This is a genomic window from Pseudomonas sp. HY7a-MNA-CIBAN-0227 (assembly GCF_040310325.1).
Lineage (GTDB): Bacteria > Pseudomonadota > Gammaproteobacteria > Pseudomonadales > Pseudomonadaceae > Aquipseudomonas.
The window spans coordinates 179119-200287 of record NZ_JBEOPT010000002.1 but is presented as its reverse complement, the minus strand read 5'-3'; the positions used below and the strand labels follow the sequence as shown (position 1 = coordinate 200287).

At 57.8% G+C, this 21169-nt stretch carries 16 protein-coding genes and 3 pseudogenes; 10 read left to right on the top strand and 9 right to left on the bottom strand.

From position 1 onward, the window contains the following. Positions 1 to 18: 18 nt before the first annotated feature. Positions 19 to 1683, bottom strand: coding sequence for an AMP-binding protein (locus tag AAEZ06_RS04130; RefSeq protein WP_149414045.1), 1665 nt, complete (start codon positions 1681 to 1683; stop codon positions 19 to 21). Positions 1684 to 1920: 237 nt separating this feature from the next. Here AAEZ06_RS04130 and AAEZ06_RS04125 point away from each other — a divergent pair, with 237 nt between their 5' ends. The 3 genes from AAEZ06_RS04125 to AAEZ06_RS04115 all read left to right on the top strand — a co-directional run bounded on the left by AAEZ06_RS04125 (position 1921) and on the right by AAEZ06_RS04115 (position 5813). Then, entirely contained in the window at positions 1921 to 2814 is an 894-nt protein-coding gene (locus tag AAEZ06_RS04125) for a bestrophin family protein (protein WP_149414044.1), read from the top strand. Positions 2815 to 2889: 75 nt separating this feature from the next. After that, positions 2890 to 3948: a tetratricopeptide repeat protein gene (locus AAEZ06_RS04120; RefSeq protein ID WP_350612891.1), complete on the top strand. Its 1059-nt coding sequence runs from the start codon at positions 2890 to 2892 to the stop codon at positions 3946 to 3948. A gap of 194 nt (positions 3949 to 4142) precedes the next feature. Continuing rightward, entirely contained in the window at positions 4143 to 5813 is a 1671-nt protein-coding gene (locus tag AAEZ06_RS04115; RefSeq protein WP_350612889.1) for an ATP-binding protein, read from the top strand. A 68-nt stretch (positions 5814 to 5881) separates the two neighbouring features. Here the strand turns inward: AAEZ06_RS04115 and AAEZ06_RS04110 are convergent, their stop codons facing one another. From AAEZ06_RS04110 to AAEZ06_RS04090, 5 genes are all read right to left on the bottom strand, one after another. Next, entirely contained in the window at positions 5882 to 6259 is a 378-nt protein-coding gene (locus AAEZ06_RS04110; protein ID WP_149414041.1) for a response regulator, read from the bottom strand. Between the two features lie 78 nt (positions 6260 to 6337). Then, positions 6338 to 7531: a hybrid sensor histidine kinase/response regulator gene (locus AAEZ06_RS04105; RefSeq protein ID WP_350612887.1), complete on the bottom strand. Its 1194-nt coding sequence runs from the start codon at positions 7529 to 7531 to the stop codon at positions 6338 to 6340. Continuing rightward, entirely contained in the window at positions 7525 to 8130 is a 606-nt protein-coding gene (locus AAEZ06_RS04100) for a chemotaxis protein CheB (protein WP_149414039.1), read from the bottom strand. The genes AAEZ06_RS04105 and AAEZ06_RS04100 overlap by 7 nt, the downstream gene beginning before the upstream one ends. Then, positions 8127 to 8942 (bottom strand): CheR family methyltransferase, encoded by an 816-nt coding sequence (locus AAEZ06_RS04095; RefSeq protein ID WP_149414038.1) that lies wholly within the window; start codon positions 8940 to 8942, stop codon positions 8127 to 8129. Before AAEZ06_RS04095 ends, AAEZ06_RS04100 begins: the two co-directional genes overlap by 4 nt. Next, positions 8943 to 12437, bottom strand: coding sequence for a response regulator (locus tag AAEZ06_RS04090; protein ID WP_350612884.1), 3495 nt, complete (start codon positions 12435 to 12437; stop codon positions 8943 to 8945). A gap of 268 nt (positions 12438 to 12705) precedes the next feature. Between AAEZ06_RS04090 and AAEZ06_RS04085 the strand changes: the two are divergent. Then, positions 12706 to 12840, top strand: a pseudogene (locus AAEZ06_RS04085) (IS3 family transposase); the annotation flags it as partial. A 179-nt stretch (positions 12841 to 13019) separates the two neighbouring features. Next, on the top strand, positions 13020 to 13748 hold the full coding sequence (locus AAEZ06_RS04080) for a helix-turn-helix transcriptional regulator (protein WP_350612882.1): 729 nt from the start codon (positions 13020 to 13022) through the stop codon (positions 13746 to 13748). On the opposite strand, the gene AAEZ06_RS04075 is transcribed toward AAEZ06_RS04080, so the two are convergent. Next, the gene (locus AAEZ06_RS04075; RefSeq protein ID WP_149414035.1) at positions 13732 to 14103 is read right to left on the bottom strand and encodes a TcdA/TcdB catalytic glycosyltransferase domain-containing protein; all 372 of its coding nucleotides are present in this window, start codon (positions 14101 to 14103) and stop codon (positions 13732 to 13734) included. The two genes, AAEZ06_RS04080 and AAEZ06_RS04075, sit on opposite strands and share 17 nt — an antisense overlap. Positions 14104 to 15060: 957 nt before the next feature. Here AAEZ06_RS04075 and AAEZ06_RS04070 point away from each other — a divergent pair. After that, positions 15061 to 15711: a two component system response regulator gene (locus tag AAEZ06_RS04070; RefSeq protein ID WP_149414034.1), complete on the top strand. Its 651-nt coding sequence runs from the start codon at positions 15061 to 15063 to the stop codon at positions 15709 to 15711. A gap of 43 nt (positions 15712 to 15754) precedes the next feature. Here AAEZ06_RS04070 and AAEZ06_RS04065 read toward each other — a convergent pair. After that, a pseudogene (locus AAEZ06_RS04065) lies at positions 15755 to 16870 on the bottom strand (transposase). Between the two features lie 242 nt (positions 16871 to 17112). Between AAEZ06_RS04065 and AAEZ06_RS04060 the strand changes: the two are divergent. From AAEZ06_RS04060 to AAEZ06_RS04045, 4 genes and pseudogenes are all read left to right on the top strand, one after another. Then, on the top strand, positions 17113 to 17472 hold the full coding sequence (locus AAEZ06_RS04060; RefSeq protein ID WP_149414033.1) for a response regulator: 360 nt from the start codon (positions 17113 to 17115) through the stop codon (positions 17470 to 17472). 236 nt (positions 17473 to 17708) lie between these two features. Beyond that, positions 17709 to 18076 (top strand): annotated as a pseudogene (locus AAEZ06_RS04055) (hypothetical protein). 9 nt (positions 18077 to 18085) lie between these two features. Beyond that, positions 18086 to 18316 carry a hypothetical protein gene (locus AAEZ06_RS04050; RefSeq protein ID WP_350612879.1) on the top strand — a complete coding sequence of 77 codons (231 nt, stop codon included), beginning with the start codon at positions 18086 to 18088 and terminating at the stop codon, positions 18314 to 18316. 27 nt (positions 18317 to 18343) lie between these two features. Beyond that, entirely contained in the window at positions 18344 to 19744 is a 1401-nt protein-coding gene (locus AAEZ06_RS04045) for a DUF1254 domain-containing protein (protein ID WP_350612877.1), read from the top strand. Between the two features lie 271 nt (positions 19745 to 20015). Here AAEZ06_RS04045 and AAEZ06_RS04040 read toward each other — a convergent pair whose 3' ends face one another. Next, the gene (locus AAEZ06_RS04040; protein WP_149414031.1) at positions 20016 to 20687 is read right to left on the bottom strand and encodes a DUF3313 domain-containing protein; all 672 of its coding nucleotides are present in this window, start codon (positions 20685 to 20687) and stop codon (positions 20016 to 20018) included. Positions 20688 to 21169 lie beyond the last annotated feature (482 nt).

Genomic DNA, 21169 nt, shown 5'->3' with positions numbered 1-21169 from the left:
GTTTCCTTGAAAATGAGATTACGCCGTGGTTACGGCCGCTTGTGCCGCCTGGACCTTGGCGATTTCCTGATTACGCAAAATAAAGCGCTGCAGCTTGCCGCTCGGCGTCTTCGGCAGTTCGCTGACAAATTCGATTTCCCGTGGGTACGAGTGCGCAGCCAGGCGCTTGCGCACGTGTTGGCGCAGCTCTTCGGCCAACTCCGGGTCGGGGCGGTACTGGGCACTGATCACCACGAAGGCCTTGACCAGTTCGGTGCGTTGCGCATCCGGCTTGCCGACCACTGCGGCTTCGATCACTGCCGGGTGTTCGATCAGCGCGCTTTCCACGTCAAACGGGCCGACCCGGTAGCCGGAGGTGGTGATCACGTCATCGCTGCGACCGACAAAGCTGATGCTGCCATCGGGGTTCAACTCCACGGTGTCGCCGCTGAGATAGTACTGGCCAACAAATGCCTTGGTCTTGCCCCCTTCATAGCCGGCAAACCAGCACATCGGCGACTGATCGCGGTCGATGGCCAGAATCCCCGGCTGGCCGGCCGCCAGTTCCTGATGGTTGTCATCGAGCACCACGATACGGTGGCCCGGCGAGGCAAAACCGGCGGAGCCGACGTGCACTGGGTGATCCAGGCCGTGGTGGTTGCACAGCACCATGCCCAACTCGGTCTGGCCGTAGTGGTCATGAATGGTGACGCCCAGGTTGTCGGCAAACCAGCGGATCACTTCTGGGTTCAACGGTTCGCCAGCACTGCTGACAATGCGCAGCTTGCCCTTGATCGAACGGGCGAACTGCTCGCCGCCGGCGATCAGCAGACGATAGGCCGTGGGTGAACCGGTGAGGTTGGTGATGCCGTATTTGTTGATGACCCGGCAGGTGCTTTCCAGGGTGAATGGGCCATCGTAGAAAGTGATCGGATGGCCCATGGACAACGGCCCGGTAACGCCAAAATAAATGCCGTAGGCCCAGCCCGGATCGGCGACGTTCCAGAACGCGTCTTCGGGGCGCAAGTCCACCGCGTCGCGGGTGTAGCTCTGGAACGCGACAATCGCCTTGAGCGGCACTGCCAACGCTTTCGACGGGCCGGTGGTGCCAGAGGTGAACATCAGCAGAAACGGATCATCGGCGCCCAACAGTACCGGCTCGCAGACATTGGAGTAGTTGGGCAACTCTGCCCAGAAGCTGAAATCACCACGAACAATGCCCTCACCCTTGGCACCCGTCACAGTGACGATGATCGGGCAAGTCTCTACCTCGTTGAGCTTGGGACGGTTGACTGCGTCGGTGACTACCAGCGCCGCGCCGGAACTGCTCAGGCGGTGTTCGATGGCCTTGGGGCCGAAAGCGGTGAACAGCGGCTGATAGACCGCGCCAATGCGCCAGGTGGCGAGCACCGTCACCAGCAATTCAGCGGTGCGCGGCAAGAGCCCGGCGACCTTGTCACCGCGCTTGACGCCCTGGGCCAGCAGGAAGTTGGCGAAACGTGCCGCCTGGTCCTGCAGTTCGGTAAAGGTCAACGTGGCGCTGCGGCCGTCCTTGCCCTCCCAAAACAACGCAATACGGCCCGGCAGCGCGTGCCGGTCGCAACATTCGATGCAGGCATTAAGCCCTTGCAGGTGACCGGCCAGCGCGGCCTCGACGGTTTGCTGGTAGTTGAACTCGGTGGTAGCAGCCAAATAATCGCGCATCGTGGCAAATCCCTGTGTCTTTTGTTTTTTTGAGGGGGCGTGCTTTTGAGGGGTTAGACAGGGGAAATAGTCGCTCCAGAGCGCTCAATGGACAATAGTCAAAGCTTTCAACATGGCTGACTGGTTTGGCCAATGGCGGCGTTCATAGAGCGCGCTGATCACCCGGTCGGCACAAGCGATTGGACGCCCTGTCCGTCAGCTTCTAGTCTGAGGGCCTGCGCCACCCAGAGCTCCTCGATGATCGTTCGCCTCAAACCCAACCTGTTCGGCATTCTGTTTTCCCTCAAGGGCTCGATTGCCAACCGCATCGCCTTGCGCAGCCTGCTGGTGACGCTGTTGGCGTCAGTGATCGTGCTGGTGGAGGCGCTGCACCCGGCGTATTTCTCCAAGGTCAACGCCACGCCGTTCACCCTGCTGGGGCTGTCCCTGTCGATTTTCATGAGTTTTCGCAATAACGCCTGTTACGACCGATGGTGGGAAGGCCGCAAGCAATTGGGGCAGATGATCATCGAGGTCCGTTCGCTGATCCGGGAAACCCAGGTCTTCAATAACTGCGCCGAACGCGAAGGTATACTGCGCGGCCTGTGCGGCTTTGCCCACGGCCTGGTTGCCCGCTTGCGCCTGGAAGACGAGGCCCGCGCTATCAAACCGTGGATCACCATTGACTCAAACCACCCCAATCTGCCCGACAGCGTTCTGCAAGCCCTCGGTGCCCGTTGCTCAGGTTTGGCTGAACAGGGCTGTATCAGCGATTGGCGCTACACCCAGCTGGAAACCCGCCTAGTGGGCCTCAGCCAAGTCCAGGCCGCGTGCGAGCGGATCAAAAGCACACCGCTGCCGTTTCCCTACACCCTATTGCTGCATCGCACCATCTACCTGTTCTGCATTCTGCTGCCGTTTGCCATGGCCGAACCCCTGGGCTGGATGGCGCCGATTTTCACCGCCATCGTCAGCTACACCTTCTTTGGCCTGGACGAAATCGGCGACGATCTGGAAGACCCGTTCGGCTTCGACGAAAACGACCTGCCCTGCAATGCGATCGTACGCACCCTGGAACGGGAGATCCTCGCAGCCCTTGGCGAAACGTCACTGCCTCCAGCCCTGGAGCCGGTGGACTACGTGCTGACGTGACGCCGGTTTGACACCCGTCGGTGTCTGGCCGAAGCTGGTGGCTTTGTAATAGCTGCCCAGCTCTTGGACGCCTGCATGTCAAAGTCACGCCGTTACTCGATCATCGGTCTGTGCGCCCTGTTGTTTATTGTGCTGATCACCTGGTATTTCTCCCGCAGCACCACCGTAGCCGTCCCCGCGGCCATCACCCATGGTTATTCCAAGGCCCTCAAGCAAGCCCATAACGGCGAGCCGGGCGCTGCGCGGGTGTTGTATCAACAGTTGGGCCGGGCGGACTTGACCGATGTGCGCCGCGCCTCCCTGCATGCCGAACTCCCCAACTACCCCAGCCCCCAGGCCCTGAAACTTGCGGACAAGGACCTGGCCAACGAGTCGCCACTGGTACGCCAGGCGGCGATCAGCAGCATTGTCGGCCTGGTGCCCAGCGGCCAACGCACGCTGCTGCTCGGCCCGCTGCTCGATGATCAGGAGCAGAGCGTGCGCTTTGCCGCCGCCAACGCCTTGCTGGGCCTTTCACCGGACGCCTTGGGCCTTTACTTCGGACCCTTGCAGCAGGTGCTGGATGAATATGTAAAAGCGCTAAAGAGCCAACCCGAAACGCCTGAAGTCTGGATTCAGCTGGCGCGCCTGTACATTCACAGCGCCCTGCTGTCCGACGCGCAAAATGCGCTGGAACAGGCCCTGCGCCTGGAACCGGACAACCTGCAGGCAGTGGTCGCACAAATCGAGCTGTGGGATAAGCAGGGCAAGGTCGACGACTCCCGCCAACTGTTGGCCAAACAACTGCAGGCCCACCCCGAATCGCCCTATCTGCAACACGCCTTGGGCATGTGGTTATTGCACCACGGCGAGCGCGAGTACGCCCTGCTCGGCCTGTCCAAAGCGGTGGAGCTGGAACCAGACCATCAGGATTATCGCTATGACCTGGCCACCACCCTGCATGCCCAGCAGGAACTGGAAGCCGCCCAGCGCCAATTGGAAGAGATCGTCCAGCGCCATCCCGCCAACCGCAAGGCGCGGGTGCTGCTGGTCAAATACTGGAAGGAAAGTGGCCAGTTGCAGAACGTCCAGGTGTTGCTGGCACAGCTTGAACAACAGAATCCGGACGACCCTGCATTGGCGCAAGGCCTGTAGGCCTCACGCCAAGAAGTTGCAATTGGCACAAAACGTTGAACCGCCACACGGCGCCACGGTCAAGTGATTATGGCGCGCCCAAACGGGCGTGTACTCCACTTGTACGTGGCCCGAGGGCACGCCTTGTCTACATCCAAAGAGCTGTTCACAGCAAAAGCGGCGACTGGCATTCCCTTGCTCAAGGATGAGCGCTCGTGAGTTATCTGCCAGCCATCTCCGAGCGCGCGATCATCCTCGCGGCGTTGGGACGCGATAGCTCACTGGCGCTGAAGATGCTCAACGAAGCGGGGTTCAGCGGCGTCATCGCCGCCCATTTACAGGTGCTTTGCGACGAACTGGAACAGGGTGCCGGATTGTTGGTCATCGCCGCCGAAGCCTTGCGAGGCGTTGACCTGGAGCCATTACTCAACTACTTGCACCAACAGCCAGCCTGGTCCGACCTGCCCATTGTGTTGTTGACCCGTCACCGGGGCACCGAGCAAAACGCTTCGTCACACCTGAGTACCCGGCTGGGCAACATCACCCTGCTGGAGCGGCCCTTTCATCCGGTCACGTTGATCAGCCTGGTGAGCACCGCCCTGCGCAGTCGGCGCCGCCAGTATGAAGCCCGCGACCGCCTGATTGACCTGAGCCAGAGTGAGCTACGCCTGCAGCGCACCCTGGAGACCCTCGAACAACAGGTCGAGGACCGCACGGCGCAGTTGCGCAACAACGAAGAAGCCCTTCGCCAATCACAAAAAATGGAAGCCGTCGGCCAATTGACTGGCGGCATCGCCCACGACTTCAACAACATGCTCACCGGGATCATCGGCAGCCTGGAGCTACTGCGAAGGCGGCTGGCTCGGGGCCGCATTGAAGACCTCAACAGCCTGATCGACCTGGGCGTCACCTCCGCCAACCGTGCCGCAGGCCTGACCCACCGCCTGCTGGCGTTTTCCCGTCGTCAGTCGCTGGATTCCAAACCGGTGGAGATCAACCACCTGGTGACGTCCATGGGCGAGTTGCTGCAACGTAGCCTCAACGAAAACATCGTCCTCGACATGCGCTTGAGCGAGCAACCATGGACCGCCGAAGCCGACCCCAATCAATTGGAAAGCGCCCTGCTCAACCTGGCCATCAACGCCCGGGATGCCATGCCCTACGGTGGACGGCTGGTAGTGGAAACCAGCAATCGGCACCTCGACAACGTCTTTACTGCCGCCTATGGCACGCTCACGCCTGGTGATTATGTGGAGCTGAGCGTCAGCGACACCGGCTGCGGCATCCCGGAAAGTGTCATCAGCCGGGTATTCGACCCCTTCTTTACCACCAAGCCGATCGGCCAGGGCACCGGGTTGGGGCTGTCGATGATCTATGGCTTTGCGCGGCAGTCCCACGGCCATGTGATGATCCACAGCAACGTGGGCGAAGGCACCACGGTCAGCCTGTTCCTGCCGCGTTTTGTCGGCGAAATGACCATTGAAGAACCGATTAACCCCGTCTTGCTGCCTTTCGCCAACGCGGGCGAGACGGTGCTGATCGTCGAAGACGACCCGGCCGTGCGGGTGCTGGTCAGCGCCGTGCTGAGTGAGCTGGGCTATGGCTTTGTAGAAGCTGGCGATGCCGACAGTGCCATGCCGATTATCGAATCCAGCCAACGGATTGACCTGCTGATCAGCGACGTTGGCCTGCCGGGCATGAACGGCAGGCAACTGGCGGAAATCGGGCGGCAGATCAGACCGGACTTGAAGGTGTTATTTATCACGGGGTATGCCGAACATGCGGCGGTCCGTGGTGGGTTCCTGGACCCGGGGATGCAGTTAATCACCAAGCCGTTTACGTTTGATTTTTTGACAGCGAAAGTGCGGGAGATGATGCGGGCGTGATGTTGGTCGGAGCTTCGCTGCCCACGGGTGACAAAATCCTCCTCACCTCCAGGCAGGATTAGCCAACTTTAAGCCAGCAACCGCTGGATATGTTCCTGCAACGTATCCAGATCAAACGGCTTGGCCAGGATCGGCGCATTGCGGGTGATCGGACTGTTGCAGTCCAGGATTTCCTGCGGATAACCACTGATAAAGATGACTTTCAATTCCGGCCGCAACTTCATGGCAGGTTCAGCGATCTGCACCCCGGAAATGCCACCAGGAAGGCGATAGTCGGTGACCATCAAGTCCAGGTGTGGCTTGGTGGCGAGGATTTCGAAGGCCTGCTCGCCATCGACCGCCTTTAAAACCCGATACCCCTGGCCCGACAGGTACTCGCCCAATACGAACATTATTGACTCGTCATCTTCGACGATCAGTACAACGTCTTGTGCATCTTCACTCATGGGAAGCCTTTGTCCGGTCAATTGCTGCTGATACGACCATAGGGTCACGCAGAGGTTGCGTCGAATATGCGATTGATTTCACGTACCGGCCTCAAGGGGCAGGCACACGCGGAACAACGCACCCTCACCTATCCGGCTCTCGACTTCAATCGTCCCACCATGAGCCGCGACGATCTGCTCGGAAATAAACAGCCCCAGACCCAGCCCTGCCGCCGCATGGTTGACGGAAACCCGCTCGAACTGCTGAAAAATTCGCTTCTGATTGTCTTCGCTGATACCGATTCCGCGATCACGTACCTCGACCCGGGCTTCGCCATGCTCGGTGTACACCCTTACGCCCATCGGACTCTTGGCGCCGTAACGCAAGGCGTTAGTCAACAGGTTGGACACTACCTGCTCAATGCGGAACTCATCCCAGTTGCCTTCCACCGGCAGCGGCGCGTCCAATTGCACCGAGGACTCGGCTGCAGTCACTTGCGGGGCAAAGTTCTCCAGCAGGTTGCGCACCAGTTGCGCGAGGTCAAAGCGCCCGGGGCGAATCGACAGCTTGCCGGTGCGAATACGCGACACATCGAGCATGTCTTCGATCAAGCGGATCAGGCTCTGGATCTGTCGCTCATCGCGATCGACCATGGCGTGCATCTTGTCCAGCGTAAAGGCCGCAGCGTTGTCCCGGGCCAGGTGCATCTTGCGCAACTGGGTTTCCAGAATCAGCCCATTGAGGGGCGTGCGTACTTCGTGGGCGACGATCGACATAAAGTCATCGCGCATGCGCACCGCTTGCTCAAGCTGCGCCTGGGTGGCCTGCAAACGCGTAAGCAAGGCTTCCTGCTCGTGGCGGCTCTGCTCCAGGGCTTCGACCTGCTGCTTCATGGCCTTACTCTGGCGATACAGGTCGACGAAGACATTGACCTTGCTCTTGACCGCATGGATATCCAGCGGCTTGTGCAGGAAATCTACCGCACCGCTCTCGTAGCCCTTGAAGGCATAGTTCAACTCGCGACCTGCGGCACTGACAAATACGATGGGGATGTTCTTGGTCTTCTCCGTGCCGCGCATCAGTTCGGCCAGTTCAAAGCCGTTCATGCCGGGCATCTGCACGTCGAGAATGGCCATGGCGAACTCGTGTTCGAGCAACAGCGACAGGGCCTCGTCGGCGCTCAGCGCCTTGTAGACTTGGCGATCCTCACGCTTGATCAGCGCTTCGAGGGCCAGCAGGTTTTCCGGCAGATCGTCGACGATCAGCAGTTTGGCCTGGATAGTACTTAGCATGGGGATGATTCCAGGGAAGCCAACAAGGCGCCGATACGGCTCAAGGTAAGAACATGGTCGGGAATATGCAACGCCAGGGCCGCTAGGGGCATGACCGCCGCCCGCGCCTCCGTTGGGTCCTGGACCACAGTGGTGCCGCCGTATTGCTTGACGTGGGCCAGGCCTTGGGCGCCGTCCTGGTTGGCGCCGGTGAGCAGTATCGCCAGCAGGCCCGTGCCATAGGCATCGGCGGCCGACTCAAACAAGTAATCAATGGCTGGGCGCGAGTAGTGCACACGGTCCTCCTGGCTCAATGACAGACTGCGGTCATGCTCCACCGACAAATGATAACCGGGGCCAGCAAAATACAAAGTGCCGGCCTCGATCAGCTCCTTGTCGCGCGCTTCCCTGACCGGTATCGGCAGGCGGCGGGCAAAGACTTCCGCCAGCAGGCTGTAACGCTCGTCGGGCAAATGCAGGACGGCAATGATTGGCAGGCCGAAGCCCTTTGGCAAGGCGCCGAAAATATTCAACAGCGCCTCGACGCCGCCTGCGGATGCCCCTATGACAATGGCTTCGATACCGGGCGCGTACAACTGGCCTGTAGCGGCTTCATTCATGATTTTCGGTAGATCCGTTCTGGCTTGACCAGGGGTTCGAACTGTTTGCTGTAGCTGGAAAAGTCCAGGGTTTCCTTGCTGCCCAGCACCAGGAAGCCACGATGGCACAGCGACTCATGAAACAATCCAAACGCCCTATCCTGCAATTTTTTATTGAAATAAATCAGTACGTTACGACATGAAATTAACTGCGTTTCAGAAAATACGCTATCGGTCGCCAGGCTGTGATCGGCGAAGGTAACGTTCTCTCGCAGGCTTTTGTCGAAGATCGCGTAATCGTAAGCCGCCGTGTAATAGTCGGCAAACGAACGTTTTCCACCGGCCTGCTGATAGTTATGGGTGTAGGCACGGATATTTTCCAGGGAGAAAATTCCTTGCTTGGCTTTTTCCAGGGAGCTGGGGTTGATATCGGTGGCGTAGATAATCGTGCGCTCCAACAAGCCCTCTTCCCGCAGAAGGATCGCCATGGAGTACACCTCTTCGCCGGTGCTGCAACCGGCGATCCATATCTTGATCGACGGGTAGGTCTTGAGCAGCGGCACCACTTCCTGGCGAATCGCCAGAAAGTGCGAAGGGTCGCGAAACATCTCGCTGACGGGAATGGTCAGAAATTGCAGCAACTGCATGAACGCCGTAGGGTCGTGCAACACCCGTTCCTGCAAGGCCGAAATGGTCTTGCAGTCGAACTGGCGCAAGGCATGGGCGACGCGGCGCTTGACCGAGGCGCCGGAGTAGTCACGAAAGTCATAGCTGTACTTGAGGTAAATCGCCTCAATCAACAGACGCAGTTCGATGTCAGTGTTTCGTTCCAATTAAATGCGTTCCATCTTCGGTAGCCACACACGGATCAACGAAAACAGTCGATCAAGGTCGATGGGCTTGGCCAGGTAATCGTTGGAGCCTGCCGCCAGGCAGCGCTCCTGATCATCCTTCATGGCCTTGGCCGTCACCGCGATGATCGGCAGCTTGCGCCAGCGCGGGTCCTGGCGGATCAGCGCGGTGGCCTCGTAGCCGTCCATCTCCGGCATCATCACGTCCATCAGAACCAGGTCAATGTCATCGATTTCATTGAGTTTTTCGATCGCCTCACGGCCGTTACGGCCAATGACGACAATCGCGCCCTTATGTTCCAGGGCGCTGGTGAGGGCGAAGATATTGCGTACATCGTCGTCCACCAACAGCACCTTGCGTCCCTCGAAAACCTTGTCGCGGCTGCGGGCCGTCTTGAGCATCTTCTGGCGTTCATGGGACAACTGGGATTCGACTTTGTGCAGAAAAAGTGTCACCTCGTCCAGCAAACGTTCAGGTGAGCGAGCGCCTTTGATGATGATCGAGCGTGAATACTTGCGCAGTTCCGCCTCTTCATCACGGGTCAGGTTGCGCCCGGTGTAGATAATCACCGGCGGGAACGAACAGATATCCTCGGTGGACATGCGTTTGAGCAGCTCGTTGCCGAGCATGTCTGGTAGCTTCAAATCGATGATCATGCAGTCGTAGATGTTGGTGCGCAGCAGGTCCAAAGCTTCCTGGGCGAAGCCTACGGCGGTGATCTCAATATCATCGTCGCCGATCAGGCGGGCAATACTGTCGCGCTGCAGGTCGTCGTCTTCCACCAGCAGGATACGTTTGACCTTCTGGGTCAGCTTGGCTTCCAGGCGGGCGAACACATCCTTGAGTTCTTCGCGGGTGGTCGGTTTGACCGCATAACCGATGGCGCCCATGTGCATCGCGGCTTCCACGCGGTCTTCCACGGAAATCACGTGCACCGGAATGTGCCGGGTCCCTGCGTGCTCCTTGAGACGTTGCAGCACAGTTAGCCCGGAATGGTCCGGCAGGCGCATGTCCAGCAGGATCGCGTCGGGAATGAATTGTTCGGCCAGGTTGTAACCTTCGTCCGCACCGTGGGCTACCAGGCACTGGTAACCCAACTCATGGGCCAGGTCGAAGAGGATGCCCGCAAAGTTCGGCTCATCTTCCACCACCAGGATGCAGCGGGTAGCAAAGGGGGCCTTGTCGCGGTCATCGGCAAAGCGCGCAATCACCACCTCTTGGGCTATCGGCAGCGGCGAGACCAAGATGTTTGCCGGCACTGGGGCGGCAACAGCCCGAGGCTGCTCGACGACCGGGGTGTCTTCGTCGCGCTCGACATACTGTTCCGGCAGCACCAGAGTAAAGATACTGCCCTGGCCCGGCTCGCTGGTGACGCTGATATACCCGCCCAGCAAGGTCGCCAGGTCCCGGGAAATCGACAGCCCCAGCCCGGTGCCGCCGTAACGGCGATTGGTGGTGCCGTCGGCCTGGCGGAAGGCTTCGAAGATGCTTTCTTGCTGATCCGGGGCGATGCCGATCCCCGAGTCCCGCACAGTGAAGGCGATGCCCTCCCCTGGCGCACGCGACGCCGTTAGGCTGACCTGACCGTGCTCGGTGAACTTGACCGCATTGGACAGCAGGTTCTTGAGAATTTGCTCCAGTCGCTGGCAATCGGTGAACAGCATCAGCGGTGCGCCTTCCTGCACCTCCACCTGGAAGGCCAGCTTGCGGTCGGCCGCCAGTGGCTCGAACATCCCGCGCAAGCCATCCACCAGGCGCGCCACACTGGTGTTTTCCGGGCGCACTTCCAGCTTACCGGCCTCGACCTTGGATATATCGAGGATGTCGTTGATCAGGTTGAGCAAGTCATTACCGGCCGAATAAATCGACTCGGCAAACTTGACCTGCTCGGCGCTGAGGTTTTCCTGGGGGTTCTCGGCCAGCAACTTGGCCAGGATCAACGAACTGTTGAGCGGTGTGCGCAACTCGTGGGACATGTTGGCGAGGAATTCGGACTTGTACTTGCTGGAGCGCTGCAACTCGTCGGCGCGCTCTTGCAGTTCAGTCTGGGCCAGTTTGAGTTCACCGTTTTTGCGGTCCATGGCATCGCGCTGGTCGGCTAGGGTCTGGGTCTGCTCGGCCAGTTGTTCATTGGTTTGTTCAAGCTCGGCCTGCTGGGTTTCCAGGTGAGTCTGGGACTCCTTGAGGATGCGCGACTGCTCTTCCAACTCTTCGTTCGCCGTCTTGAGTTCTTCCTGTTGCACTTGCAGCTCTTCGTTGAGCTGCTGGGTCTCGGCCAGCACTTCCTGCAAACGCTGGCGATAACGCGCGGCTTCGATAGAAGTGCCGATGTTGCCGGCAATCAGCTCCAGCAACTCGACATCGCGCTCGTCGAGGGGACGCAGAAAGCCCAGTTCGATCACACCGTTAACACGATCATCGTCGCTGGTAGGCACCACCAGCACACTGCGCGTCACGCCCTCCCCCAGGCCCGAACTGACCTTGAAGTAGTCCACCGGCACGTCATCCAGACGAATCAACCGGCCCTGTTGGGCAGACTGGCCAACGATGCCCTCATTACTGTAGATCGACTGTTCCTGCTGTTCCTGTTCACGAGAGAAACCATAGGTGGCCACCCGCTTCAGACCGCCGTGCTCTTCACGTACATACAGTGCAGCGACCACCGTGCCCATGTATTGGGCAAAGAACTGCAGGATGTTGCGGCCCAGCAGGTCCAGGGTCAGTTGCCCCAGCACCTGCTCTGCCAGTTCGGTCTGGCCGTTGCGTAGCCAGGCTTGCTGTTCCAGGCGCTTGGCTATCTTCTGTTGTGACGCGAGACTTGTGCTGTAACTCTCTGAAAGTGCTAAGAGATTTTTTCTACCAATGTACGCCAGAAAACCACTGAGCCCGAGCACAAGCAGCAGATAGAGGGTAACGCTCATCACCGTGATACGGGTGACGTCTTCATTACGGCTGATCCGCAGCTGTTGCTCCATGGCCACCGCTTGGTCGTATTCCTTGCGAATCTCGTCAGTCAGGCGCTTGCCCCGGCCGGCCTGGACCGCCGCCCGGTAATCACCGTTCTCGCGACGCAGGCTGATCATTGCCTGGGCGTAGCCGTTCCATTCCACCTGCAAGGACTCCAGGCGCTTGAGACGGTCAAACTGTTGCGGATTGTCGGCCACCAACTCCTGCAACCCGCGCAGGTCGGAAATGATCCGCGGCTTGGCGACCTCATAAGGGTCGAGGAAATGCTCGTCGCCGGTGATCAGGAAGCCGCGCATTCCGGTTTCCAGGTCGATGGTCAGCTTCGAAGTCTCATTGAGATTGTTGATCACCCGGTCCGTGTGCCCGACCCATTGAATCACCGACAACAAGTAAGTGATCAGGCAAACGAAAAATACCGCACTGAGCACGCCAACGCTCAGTGGCAGTGCCACGTTACGGCTCAGAAGCTTGCGGAAACTTTTCTCATCGACTGACGACGCAGGAATCATGGGCATGCCTTGGCCAAAGTGCAGAAAAACAAGGAGTTTGCCCCAAAGTCGCGCTTGAACGCTATTTTTCTGCCGCAGTCGAGTACAAATACTACCTAGGCTGTTGAAAAACCGAGAAGTAATGGCGACTGTCACACCCGGTCATTGACTTTATTCCTTACACGGGAAGGTACCTGAATCTGGAACCACGGCGGCGGCCACCCCCACCCAATGTCATATGTATTCATGAGCAACTTAAGCGACTGATTCGACAAACCCGCTTCTGCCGTCACCGGTGCAATGGCTAAGCAATAACGGCTCGGCCTACACCGCCGAACAGACGCGCCTGTTTGCTCGACAGATCGGTTTGCAGCCGGTGACTACCCCAGTACGCAGCCCGCAGAGCAACGGCATTGACTCTTCTGAGTTCCCCTCAAACATTCCAATTTTCACCGAAGCGCCATCGGCTTACATATTTAGTCGGTTACTGATGAAAATGATCGCGCCCACGTCTTATCTTTCAGGTAATCACCCGATGCATATTTTTCAGCACCCGCGTGACCATGGAGTTCACTCAGACAGTGATTCAGGAAGGGAGGACCGATGCAGGCAGTACGATTTCTATTCGGAAAGTACGGCGGCAAGGTACAGGTTGACGGCACAGTGCAACTCATACCGCCAAACTCTATTGTCGTGGCGAGCCGCGAAACGGCGCCCTGCAGTGTAAACAGCGACCTTCAGTACTTCGATTTCTACCCCGCCGACTTCAAGCACCTGTACGCCGATGTCGTGGATTTGCTCGGCGTCACCCATGGCACCCTGTTTTGGCGTGCGCCCATCAGAATGGTGAAGGCGCAGGATGATGTGATCAGCGTGCTCGAACTGTTGGCCAAGGGAACCCCCAATACATTGCTGCGCTTTGCCTATATCTATTGCCTGGGCGTGGACCGGCGCTATTTCACCGCACTGCTGCAACACATCATGACTGGAGACGAACCGTTCTTCGAGTTCATCGAAACACACGCCCTGAACCAGTGGTCGGTTGCGCGCTATGCACTGGAGTTCAACATGCCACTACGCAAGTTCAATCTGTTGTTCCTGGAGAAATACGGCCTTTCTGCCAAGCGCTGGCTCCAGGAACGCCGACTGACCCAGGCCCGTGAACTGCTGCTGTCCACCCCGATGCGTGTACTGGACATTGCCCTTGAATGCGGCTTCTCCAATCACGGGCATTTCACCGAGAGCTTTCGCAAGCGTTACCTCTGTAACCCCACCCAATTTCGCCTGCGTGCCCAGGCAGCTCTCATCCCAGCCATCAGCCATGCGGGATAACTGTCAGTACCGATGCAAAACTGACCCTCCGTTTTTCTTTCCAGGACTCATTACCCTTGGCTGACAGCTCGTTGTTCAGTTCACTCAGTGCTTGCTTTTGTGCTCCCAGGTTCAGGAGTGCATCAGTGTTATCCCGTGTGGTCTTGAGCTGGCTGAACAAGCCTCGCAATGGCTTCTCGGCCTGATAGTCCGGAAATACCTTCTCGGCCTCTTGTCGGGCGGTCTTGTTGGTGGAGTAAGCGTCAAATTGTTGAGAGTCCACCCATAACATGATCGTACTGCCCGGTTTTTTATCCGCCCATTGCCTCAGGTATTTATCCTGGCTCTCACCAGGTTGAGAGCCAACCCAAACCATACGAATATTGGACGGAACTGTCTTGAATGCACTCTTTGGATAAACTTCGGCAAAGGTCTTGGGGCCTGAGCAGCTTCAATACCGGAAGTTGACGACGCAGACTGTTGTGACGCGACATGGGAATTCTGGATATGCATAGAGACTCCTTGGCAACAAGATAAACATGCAAAAAAACATGCATAAGTACCGAACAGGCACACATTAAAAATTAATAAGTAGCGATCAATCAGGGCTGAACTTTTCAGATCACAGGATCAAAGCTACAAGTTCTTATGCGCTTGCGCGGCAAGTATCAGTGTCACCACATTGACCCACGACAACTTACGACCTTATCGGTTTCGTACCGGTTTTCACCGCAAACCTCTGATGTCTTGCGCATGAGAGTGATAGTCCTTTTTCAATCCGGTTATTCATAGTTCCAGCGGCAGCGATATCAGCTCTTGATCCTTGAATAAGGCCATCGACAAGCGACCAAGCGCATGCCGTTGTCCAGTTGGACATAGAGGGAATCCACATTGTCGCCAATGCCGACAATCGATGAGGGTAAGTACCGATTGGCTGAGACCATTCCCGGAATGCTTTGAAAAGCCGCCAGCAAGCGTGGGGGACCCTTGCGATTGAAGGCATCGAGCACTTCGGTCACCGTGGCCAGACGCCCCACGATACACGTCTCGTGTAGACACCGGGTGCGACTCGTCATGGGTTGCGAACCAACACGCCAGCGGGTATTCCCCGTAGCACTCCGGGACACCGGACAGGTGTCATATGCCAACGCTGTCCCTTTCGCGAAAGCACACGAATGGTTTCAAGCGCAGCCAGAGAAGATGAAAACTTCATAGGGATATCGATGGAAGGAATTGCACGACTTTGTCAGTATTGGGAAAAATCTGAATCCGGCAATCACCTGAACTCTATAGCCTTCGCGCCTCATTCCCTAAAAAAGTCAGGCTTTTGATCATGCTGTCCTACCTGCAACCCAAGTCCGCACCACAACGAATGCTGATCGTCGAAGATCATTATCTGCTGATCTCCGGCATCAAAACCCTGCTTTCGGCGATGCCTGCCTATGAAGTCGTCGGCGAAGTCGTCGACGGCCTGAACGTCTATGCGGCTTGCCAGCAGCTCAACCCTGACGCGGTGCTGCTCGACCTGGGCTTGCCCGGAATGGATGGAATCGATGTAATTCGCCAGTTGAAACGCCGCCGTCCCGAGCTGATTATCGTGGTGGTCACCGCCGATGCGTCCGAGCACCGTGCCCGCGATGCGTTGGCCGCGGGCGCGCAGGCCTACATACTGAAGAAGAGCTCCCAGCAGATACTGTTGGCCGGCCTGCAAGCAGCCATCGCCGGTCAGGTTTTCCTCGATCCGGCGCTCAGTCTGGCGCACGTGACCAGCGCCCCCAATGTCGGCGGGTTGACGAACATGACTACCCGGGAACGCCAGATACTCAAGCTGATTGCCGAAGGTGACCGTAACCGGGATATCGCCGAAAAGCTGTCGATCACCATCAAGACAGTCGAAACCCACCGCCTGAATCTCATGCGCAAACTCGATGCGCATAACATCGCGGATCTGGTCAATTGGGCGTGCCGCCTGGGTATCCACTGAAGGGGCGGCGTTTTTCAAGGTGGTTGTCGCATCAGCCGTCTAACTATGCCGCTCTTTTCTCAACCTGTTGCTCTCGATCCGGGTTCAACAGCACGGTGCCGATAGGCTCCCAGTTACGTGTTCGACCCGACCACCACTCAGGCTTTTTCTCTTTGGCTCGTTCGTACAGCTCATGTCCCCGGGCAAGACGTGATGGTCCAGTGCTCGGTGTTGTACCAGCGCATGAAATCCCTCACCCAAGCGCGTGCGGCGTCCAAACTGGCAAAACCATCCTGCGGCCATTGCGGGCAGTATTGCAGTGCTCTAAACAGCGACTCCGAGTACGGATTGTCGTTGCTGACCCGCGGTCGTCCCCGCGAAGGCGTAGTGCCCAGTTCATACATTTTGCTCAACAGCGTCACCGATTTCATCGGCGCGCCGTTGTCCGAGTGCAGCACCAGCGTCACAATAGCCTGTCGCTCGACCTCACTCAGCGCATTACGCGGCGTTGGTCGTGTGACAGTCGTTCGGGCATCGGCCTGGATAGCGTTTGTTTCAGTCCACCGCTGCAAGGTCCGAAGCGATAGACCGATTTCCCGACAGGCCCTGATTTTTCTGGCTCCCGCCGCGACCGCTTGGCTCAGCCAGTCAACGAGTAACTGCCGCTGCGGCAAAGACGTCAATTGTCCTCGTTGTCGGTCCCCCAGTAGTCGTTGAGCTTTTTTCGCAGCACCAACAACGCCGCTGTTTCAGCGAACGCCTTGTCTTTGCCGCGCAGTTCGCGCTCCAGTTCCTGGATGCGTTTCTTATCTTTGCGAGACTGCTCCCGATCTTCTTTTTGCTGGGCCTTTTCCGACTTCTGGCCGGTGATGAAGGCTTGTCGCCAGGCAGTGATTTGCTCGGGGTAAAGGCCTTTGCGGCGGCAATACTCGCCCAGGTCGATCTCGGACAAACCGGACGCTTCAAGGACGACAGCAAACTTGGTTTCGGCTGACCAGTTCTGAGCCGATTGCTTGTTTTCGGACACTGCACTTCCTTCAGAACTGAGCTGCTTGCGCCAGTTGGACAAAGACATTTCGCTGACCCCTTCGCGCCGGGAAACCTCGGCCATCGACAGGTTCAGTGGGGGAAGCAGCATCTTGAGTAATGCGGCTCTGCGTTCAGGTGAATAGTACGGCACGACCAGTCTCTTTCCGCCCCCGATATGCTTTTTTAGGAAAAACCGGAGAGGCGACAACTATCCTGACATATGAACCTTGATCCCTATCGGCTGCTCCTGACCAACCAAGCGGGACATTCCTACCCAATATCGTCACAATGCCTACGCTACCTCGGGAGCTTGCCGGGATTGACGCTACTCACTAGAGAATGGTCTTTTCAACCCATCAAGACCTGTACCTCCACTTCTCGGGAACCTTCACTATGTCCGCCGCTGCCTCTACCATCCTTGTAGTCGAAGACGACGCCATCGTGCGCATGTTGATCGTCGATGTCCTCGAAGAGCTGGGGTACCTGGTGCTTGAAGCCGCAGATGCCGCAACTGCCCTGATGATTATCAAAAAGTCCGAACAGGTGATCGACCTGATGATGACCGACGTCGGCTTGCCGGATATGAATGGCCAGGAACTGGCCGGCAAGGCCCGTGAATTGCGTCCCACCCTGCCCATATTGTTTGCCAGCGGCTATGCCGAAAGCATTGATGTGCCGGCAGGCATGCAGGTGATTGGCAAGCCATTTTCCATCGACCAGTTGCGGGACAAGGTGAAGTCCATCCTGGCTTGAATGCCTCTTCCCTCAAATGTCGCCCCGCACGGGCGGCACTTCGAAACCCTCGCGCTCATCGCAAAATCCGTGATTCGCGCCGCACAAACCCACTAATTCTTTCGATTGGCTAGCGTGTCTGAATATTGCTGCTAATTTCAATCGACATGTCCTACAAGCTTTAACCAAACAAGGACATCCTGGCATCGCTCATAGCTCTGCCATCGGGTTTACGCCAAGGAATTGGGGGAATTCCCATGATCAGGTCACCACGTGCCCTAACAGTGATGTTAGTTGCCTTACTGCTGCCTGCGCTTTCTGCCCAAGCCGATAACGCCGACACCGCCAACAAGAGCAACAACCCACTCAACCTCGCGCAGGACGCCAACCTGCAGGACTATTACACCCCGAAGCTGTACGACAGCAACGCCCACACCAACGATCTGCTGATGCGCGGTACGCTGCCCATTACATCCCCATAGGTTTCGGTGCCGACAAGGCCTGGAAAGCCGGCGGCAATACTTTCAACACTTTCGTCAAACCCCAGTGGACCGTTGCCCGCAAAGGTAATGGCTTGCCACAGTTCACCCTGTTTGCCGGGATCAACGTGACCTTCGGAAAATAAGGACGTGATATGCATGCCTTGATTCGCAATGCCGGATTCAGCCTGTTGGCCCTGTCGGCCAGTTGTGGTGTGGGTGTACAGGCCCAGGGGCTTGACACCCGCATCGCAAAAGACTTCCAGAACAACTGGGTGCAAACTCTGCCGGGCAAGCCCTGGTTCAGCTATTTACGACTGTCTGCGCCCACCCAGGCCTACCTCGACAACAGCTGGAAACCCGACGACATCACCCCGGCTCTTTAATAAAGAGCCCAGTAAGGACGCAACAACATGATTGGAAAACCGACCCGCCTGCTGTTGGCGAGCCTCTCGATACTCATGAGCGCCAGCGCCTGGGCCGATTTCACGGCCACACCCAGCGAAGCCCGGGCCATCGCCAAGGAAGCGTATCTGTACGGCTTCCCGGTGGTAGAAATGTACAAAATTCTCTACACCCAATCGTTGGACAAGAGTGGTGCCAACTTCAAGGCGTCGTTCAACCACATCGGCAACACTGCCCAGGTTTTCACGCCCAAGGACACCGCGTTCGTCACCCCCAATTCGGACACGCCCTACTCCTTCGTCTGGCTGGATTTACGCCGTGAGCCCGTGGTGCTGACCCTGCCGAAAATCGACGACAACCGCTATTACTCGGTGCAGTTGATCGACCTCTACACGCAGAACTTCGCCTATCTGGGCACCCGCAGTACCGGCAACAACGGCGGGCACTACATGATTGCCGGCCCGAGCTGGAAAGGTCAGCAGCCGGTGGACATCGACCGGGTGGTGTATAGCGAAAGCAACATCGCCTACGCGCTGTACCGCACTCAACTGTTCGACGACAAGGACCTGGGCAAGGTCAAGCAGATCCAGGCCGGTTACAAGGTCCAGTCCCTGAGCAGCTACGTGAAACAACCGGCCCCGGCCAAGACGGCGAAAATCCAATGGCCCAAACCCACCCCCAACATGAGCGACAGTCCGCAGCTGTTTCGCTACCTCAACTTCATGCTGGCCTTCGCCGCGCCCCAGGACAGTGAAAAAGACACCCTGGTGCGCTTCGCCAAAATCGGCATCGCCCCTGGGGCACCGTTCAAGGTCGCCCAACTGAGCGCCGAACAGCGCAAGGCCCTGGAAGACGGGATCGCCGACGGCAAGGCTGAGTTCGCCACCTTCAAGAAAGACAAGGTAGACAGCCACCAAGTGTTCAGCGGTGATCTGTTCGGCAGCCGCGACCACCTGAAAAACAATTACCTGTACCGCTACGCCGGTGCCGACATGGGGATTTTCGGTAACTCCACCAATGAAGCGGCGTACATGGGCTACTTCGTCGACAGCGAAGGCAAACCCGCCAACGGTGCCAAGCGCAGCTACACCCTGCACTTTGCCAAGGACCAATTGCCGCCGACCGATGCCTTCTGGTCGCTGACGATGTACGACGGCAAGAGCAAACTGCTGGTGCCCAACCACAAGAAGCGCTACCTGATCAATTCGCGGATGTTGCCCGGCCTCAAGCTTGATGCCGACGGCGGCCTGACGCTGATGGTGCAACATCACGAGCCGCCGAAAGCCGAACAAAGCAACTGGTTGCCCGCACCACCCGGTCCATTTTACACCGTGCTGCGCATTTACCTGCCCAAGCCTGAGGTGGGTAACGGCCAGTGGAAGCTGCCACTGCTGACCCCGATGAAGTAACACCCGCACATCCCTGACGTCAGGCCGAAACAAGAAGTAGAGCCATGGTATTACCGCTGGTTTACCGGCGATTGACCAACTTCTGCCTGGCCTACTGTGGCGAGCGGGCTTGCCCCCTCTGGGGCTGCAGGCATAGGCTGGGCTGGGTACATATCCGCTATTTTGGTCAGGGCTGCATAGTGTTACACCCTTACCGCAACAACGGATATGTACTCAGAACCGAACCTGCCCCCTCAGTTATCAGCAACCTCAAGAGATGTGTAGATAGCGATCACTTGCCCTTGAGTTTGAGATACGACTGGTGCATATCCGACGCCCAGCCATCAATCACATTCTTCACATCTTCGGGCTTCATCACTTGGGCATCATTTTCCAATTCCTTACCGGTGCCTTTGCGCACCACTTGCGCCACCACCTGGTTGGTATCGCCATCAAGGAACACCGCTTCGGTGCCCAGGGTGGTTTCCTCGTCGCGCCCGCCTGATGCCGTGTTCACCGCCGCTGCCACCAACGCGATAGGGATCAGTTCGTAGGGCTTGAGGCCTTCGGCCTTGCTGCTGACGGCGGTGATCGCCGCGCGCACTATAATGATTGCAGGGCCGGGGCCGTTGGCCAGCGGCAATGATTTACTCAGTTCACGCTTGAGGGCCTCGTTATAGTAAGCATTGATGCCGTTCAGGGTTGCCTGGGGGATCTTGGTGGTGGCCTGGGGTTGCGGGTAAAACTGGGTGGGTTCGATATACACGGCGGTGTAGCGGCGCAGATTCAACTTGGGATCGACCCAGCGCATCACCTCCACGCCCGATGGTGACTTGGCTTCTTGCAGCTTGCCGTAGTCCTGGAGAAATCCGGAGTACTCGTCCGGTTGCGTAACCTTACTGGCACAACCCACCACCCCGATCAAGGCGATGCATAGTGTGCTGATCATTAGCCCTAGCTTCATGGCACAACTCCTTGACAGTCATCGTCTGAACACTGAGCTGTAGGTATAGCCAACTCTGGCGAAATAACCCGTTTTCCATTCACGGCTACGGGATATTCCACAGCGCAGATTTGACAGACCGATGGCCTGCGTCAGGGCTGCATACCGCCCAGGTCAAGGACTGACAAGGCTCGCGCCATCAATTGGCGATGCAGGAGGCCACGTCCGAGACGGTGCTGGCCGACTTCAAGGTGGCCTGCACCTTCGGCATAGCACCGTTGCAGCAATAAACCGCAATGCCCGGTTGTCGTTGATCCAGTACTACCTGGAAAACGGTCAGGAGCCCAAGGCCCAGGCGGTGATGCAAAGCTGGAAAAACTCAACCCCGCCAATCCTGCCCTGAAGTGAACATCAAAAAAGTGCGGGCTCGCGGAATTTAAAAGCAGAACCCTCGTAGATACGAAGTTCACGGTCAAGCTTTAGCGAGGCTGCGCCTGGGTCGC

Excerpts from the sequence above, each read along its gene's own strand:
- AAEZ06_RS04130 (WP_149414045.1), bottom strand. The coding sequence starts at position 1,683 with ATGCGCGATTATTTGGCTGCTACCACCGAGTTCAACTACCAGCAAACC.
- AAEZ06_RS04125 (WP_149414044.1), top strand. The coding sequence starts at position 1,921 with ATGATCGTTCGCCTCAAACCCAACCTGTTCGGCATTCTGTTTTCCCTC.
- AAEZ06_RS04120 (WP_350612891.1), top strand. The coding sequence starts at position 2,890 with ATGTCAAAGTCACGCCGTTACTCGATCATCGGTCTGTGCGCCCTGTTG.
- AAEZ06_RS04110 (WP_149414041.1), bottom strand. The coding sequence starts at position 6,259 with ATGAGTGAAGATGCACAAGACGTTGTACTGATCGTCGAAGATGACGAG.
- AAEZ06_RS04105 (WP_350612887.1), bottom strand. The coding sequence starts at position 7,531 with ATGCTAAGTACTATCCAGGCCAAACTGCTGATCGTCGACGATCTGCCG.
- AAEZ06_RS04100 (WP_149414039.1), bottom strand. The coding sequence starts at position 8,130 with ATGAATGAAGCCGCTACAGGCCAGTTGTACGCGCCCGGTATCGAAGCC.
- AAEZ06_RS04090 (WP_350612884.1), bottom strand. The coding sequence starts at position 12,437 with ATGATTCCTGCGTCGTCAGTCGATGAGAAAAGTTTCCGCAAGCTTCTG.
- AAEZ06_RS04080 (WP_350612882.1), top strand. The coding sequence starts at position 13,020 with ATGCAGGCAGTACGATTTCTATTCGGAAAGTACGGCGGCAAGGTACAG.
- AAEZ06_RS04075 (WP_149414035.1), bottom strand. The coding sequence starts at position 14,103 with ATGGTTTGGGTTGGCTCTCAACCTGGTGAGAGCCAGGATAAATACCTG.
- AAEZ06_RS04070 (WP_149414034.1), top strand. The coding sequence starts at position 15,061 with ATGCTGTCCTACCTGCAACCCAAGTCCGCACCACAACGAATGCTGATC.
- AAEZ06_RS04060 (WP_149414033.1), top strand. The coding sequence starts at position 17,113 with ATGTCCGCCGCTGCCTCTACCATCCTTGTAGTCGAAGACGACGCCATC.
- AAEZ06_RS04050 (WP_350612879.1), top strand. The coding sequence starts at position 18,086 with ATGCATGCCTTGATTCGCAATGCCGGATTCAGCCTGTTGGCCCTGTCG.
- AAEZ06_RS04045 (WP_350612877.1), top strand. The coding sequence starts at position 18,344 with ATGATTGGAAAACCGACCCGCCTGCTGTTGGCGAGCCTCTCGATACTC.
- AAEZ06_RS04040 (WP_149414031.1), bottom strand. The coding sequence starts at position 20,687 with ATGAAGCTAGGGCTAATGATCAGCACACTATGCATCGCCTTGATCGGG.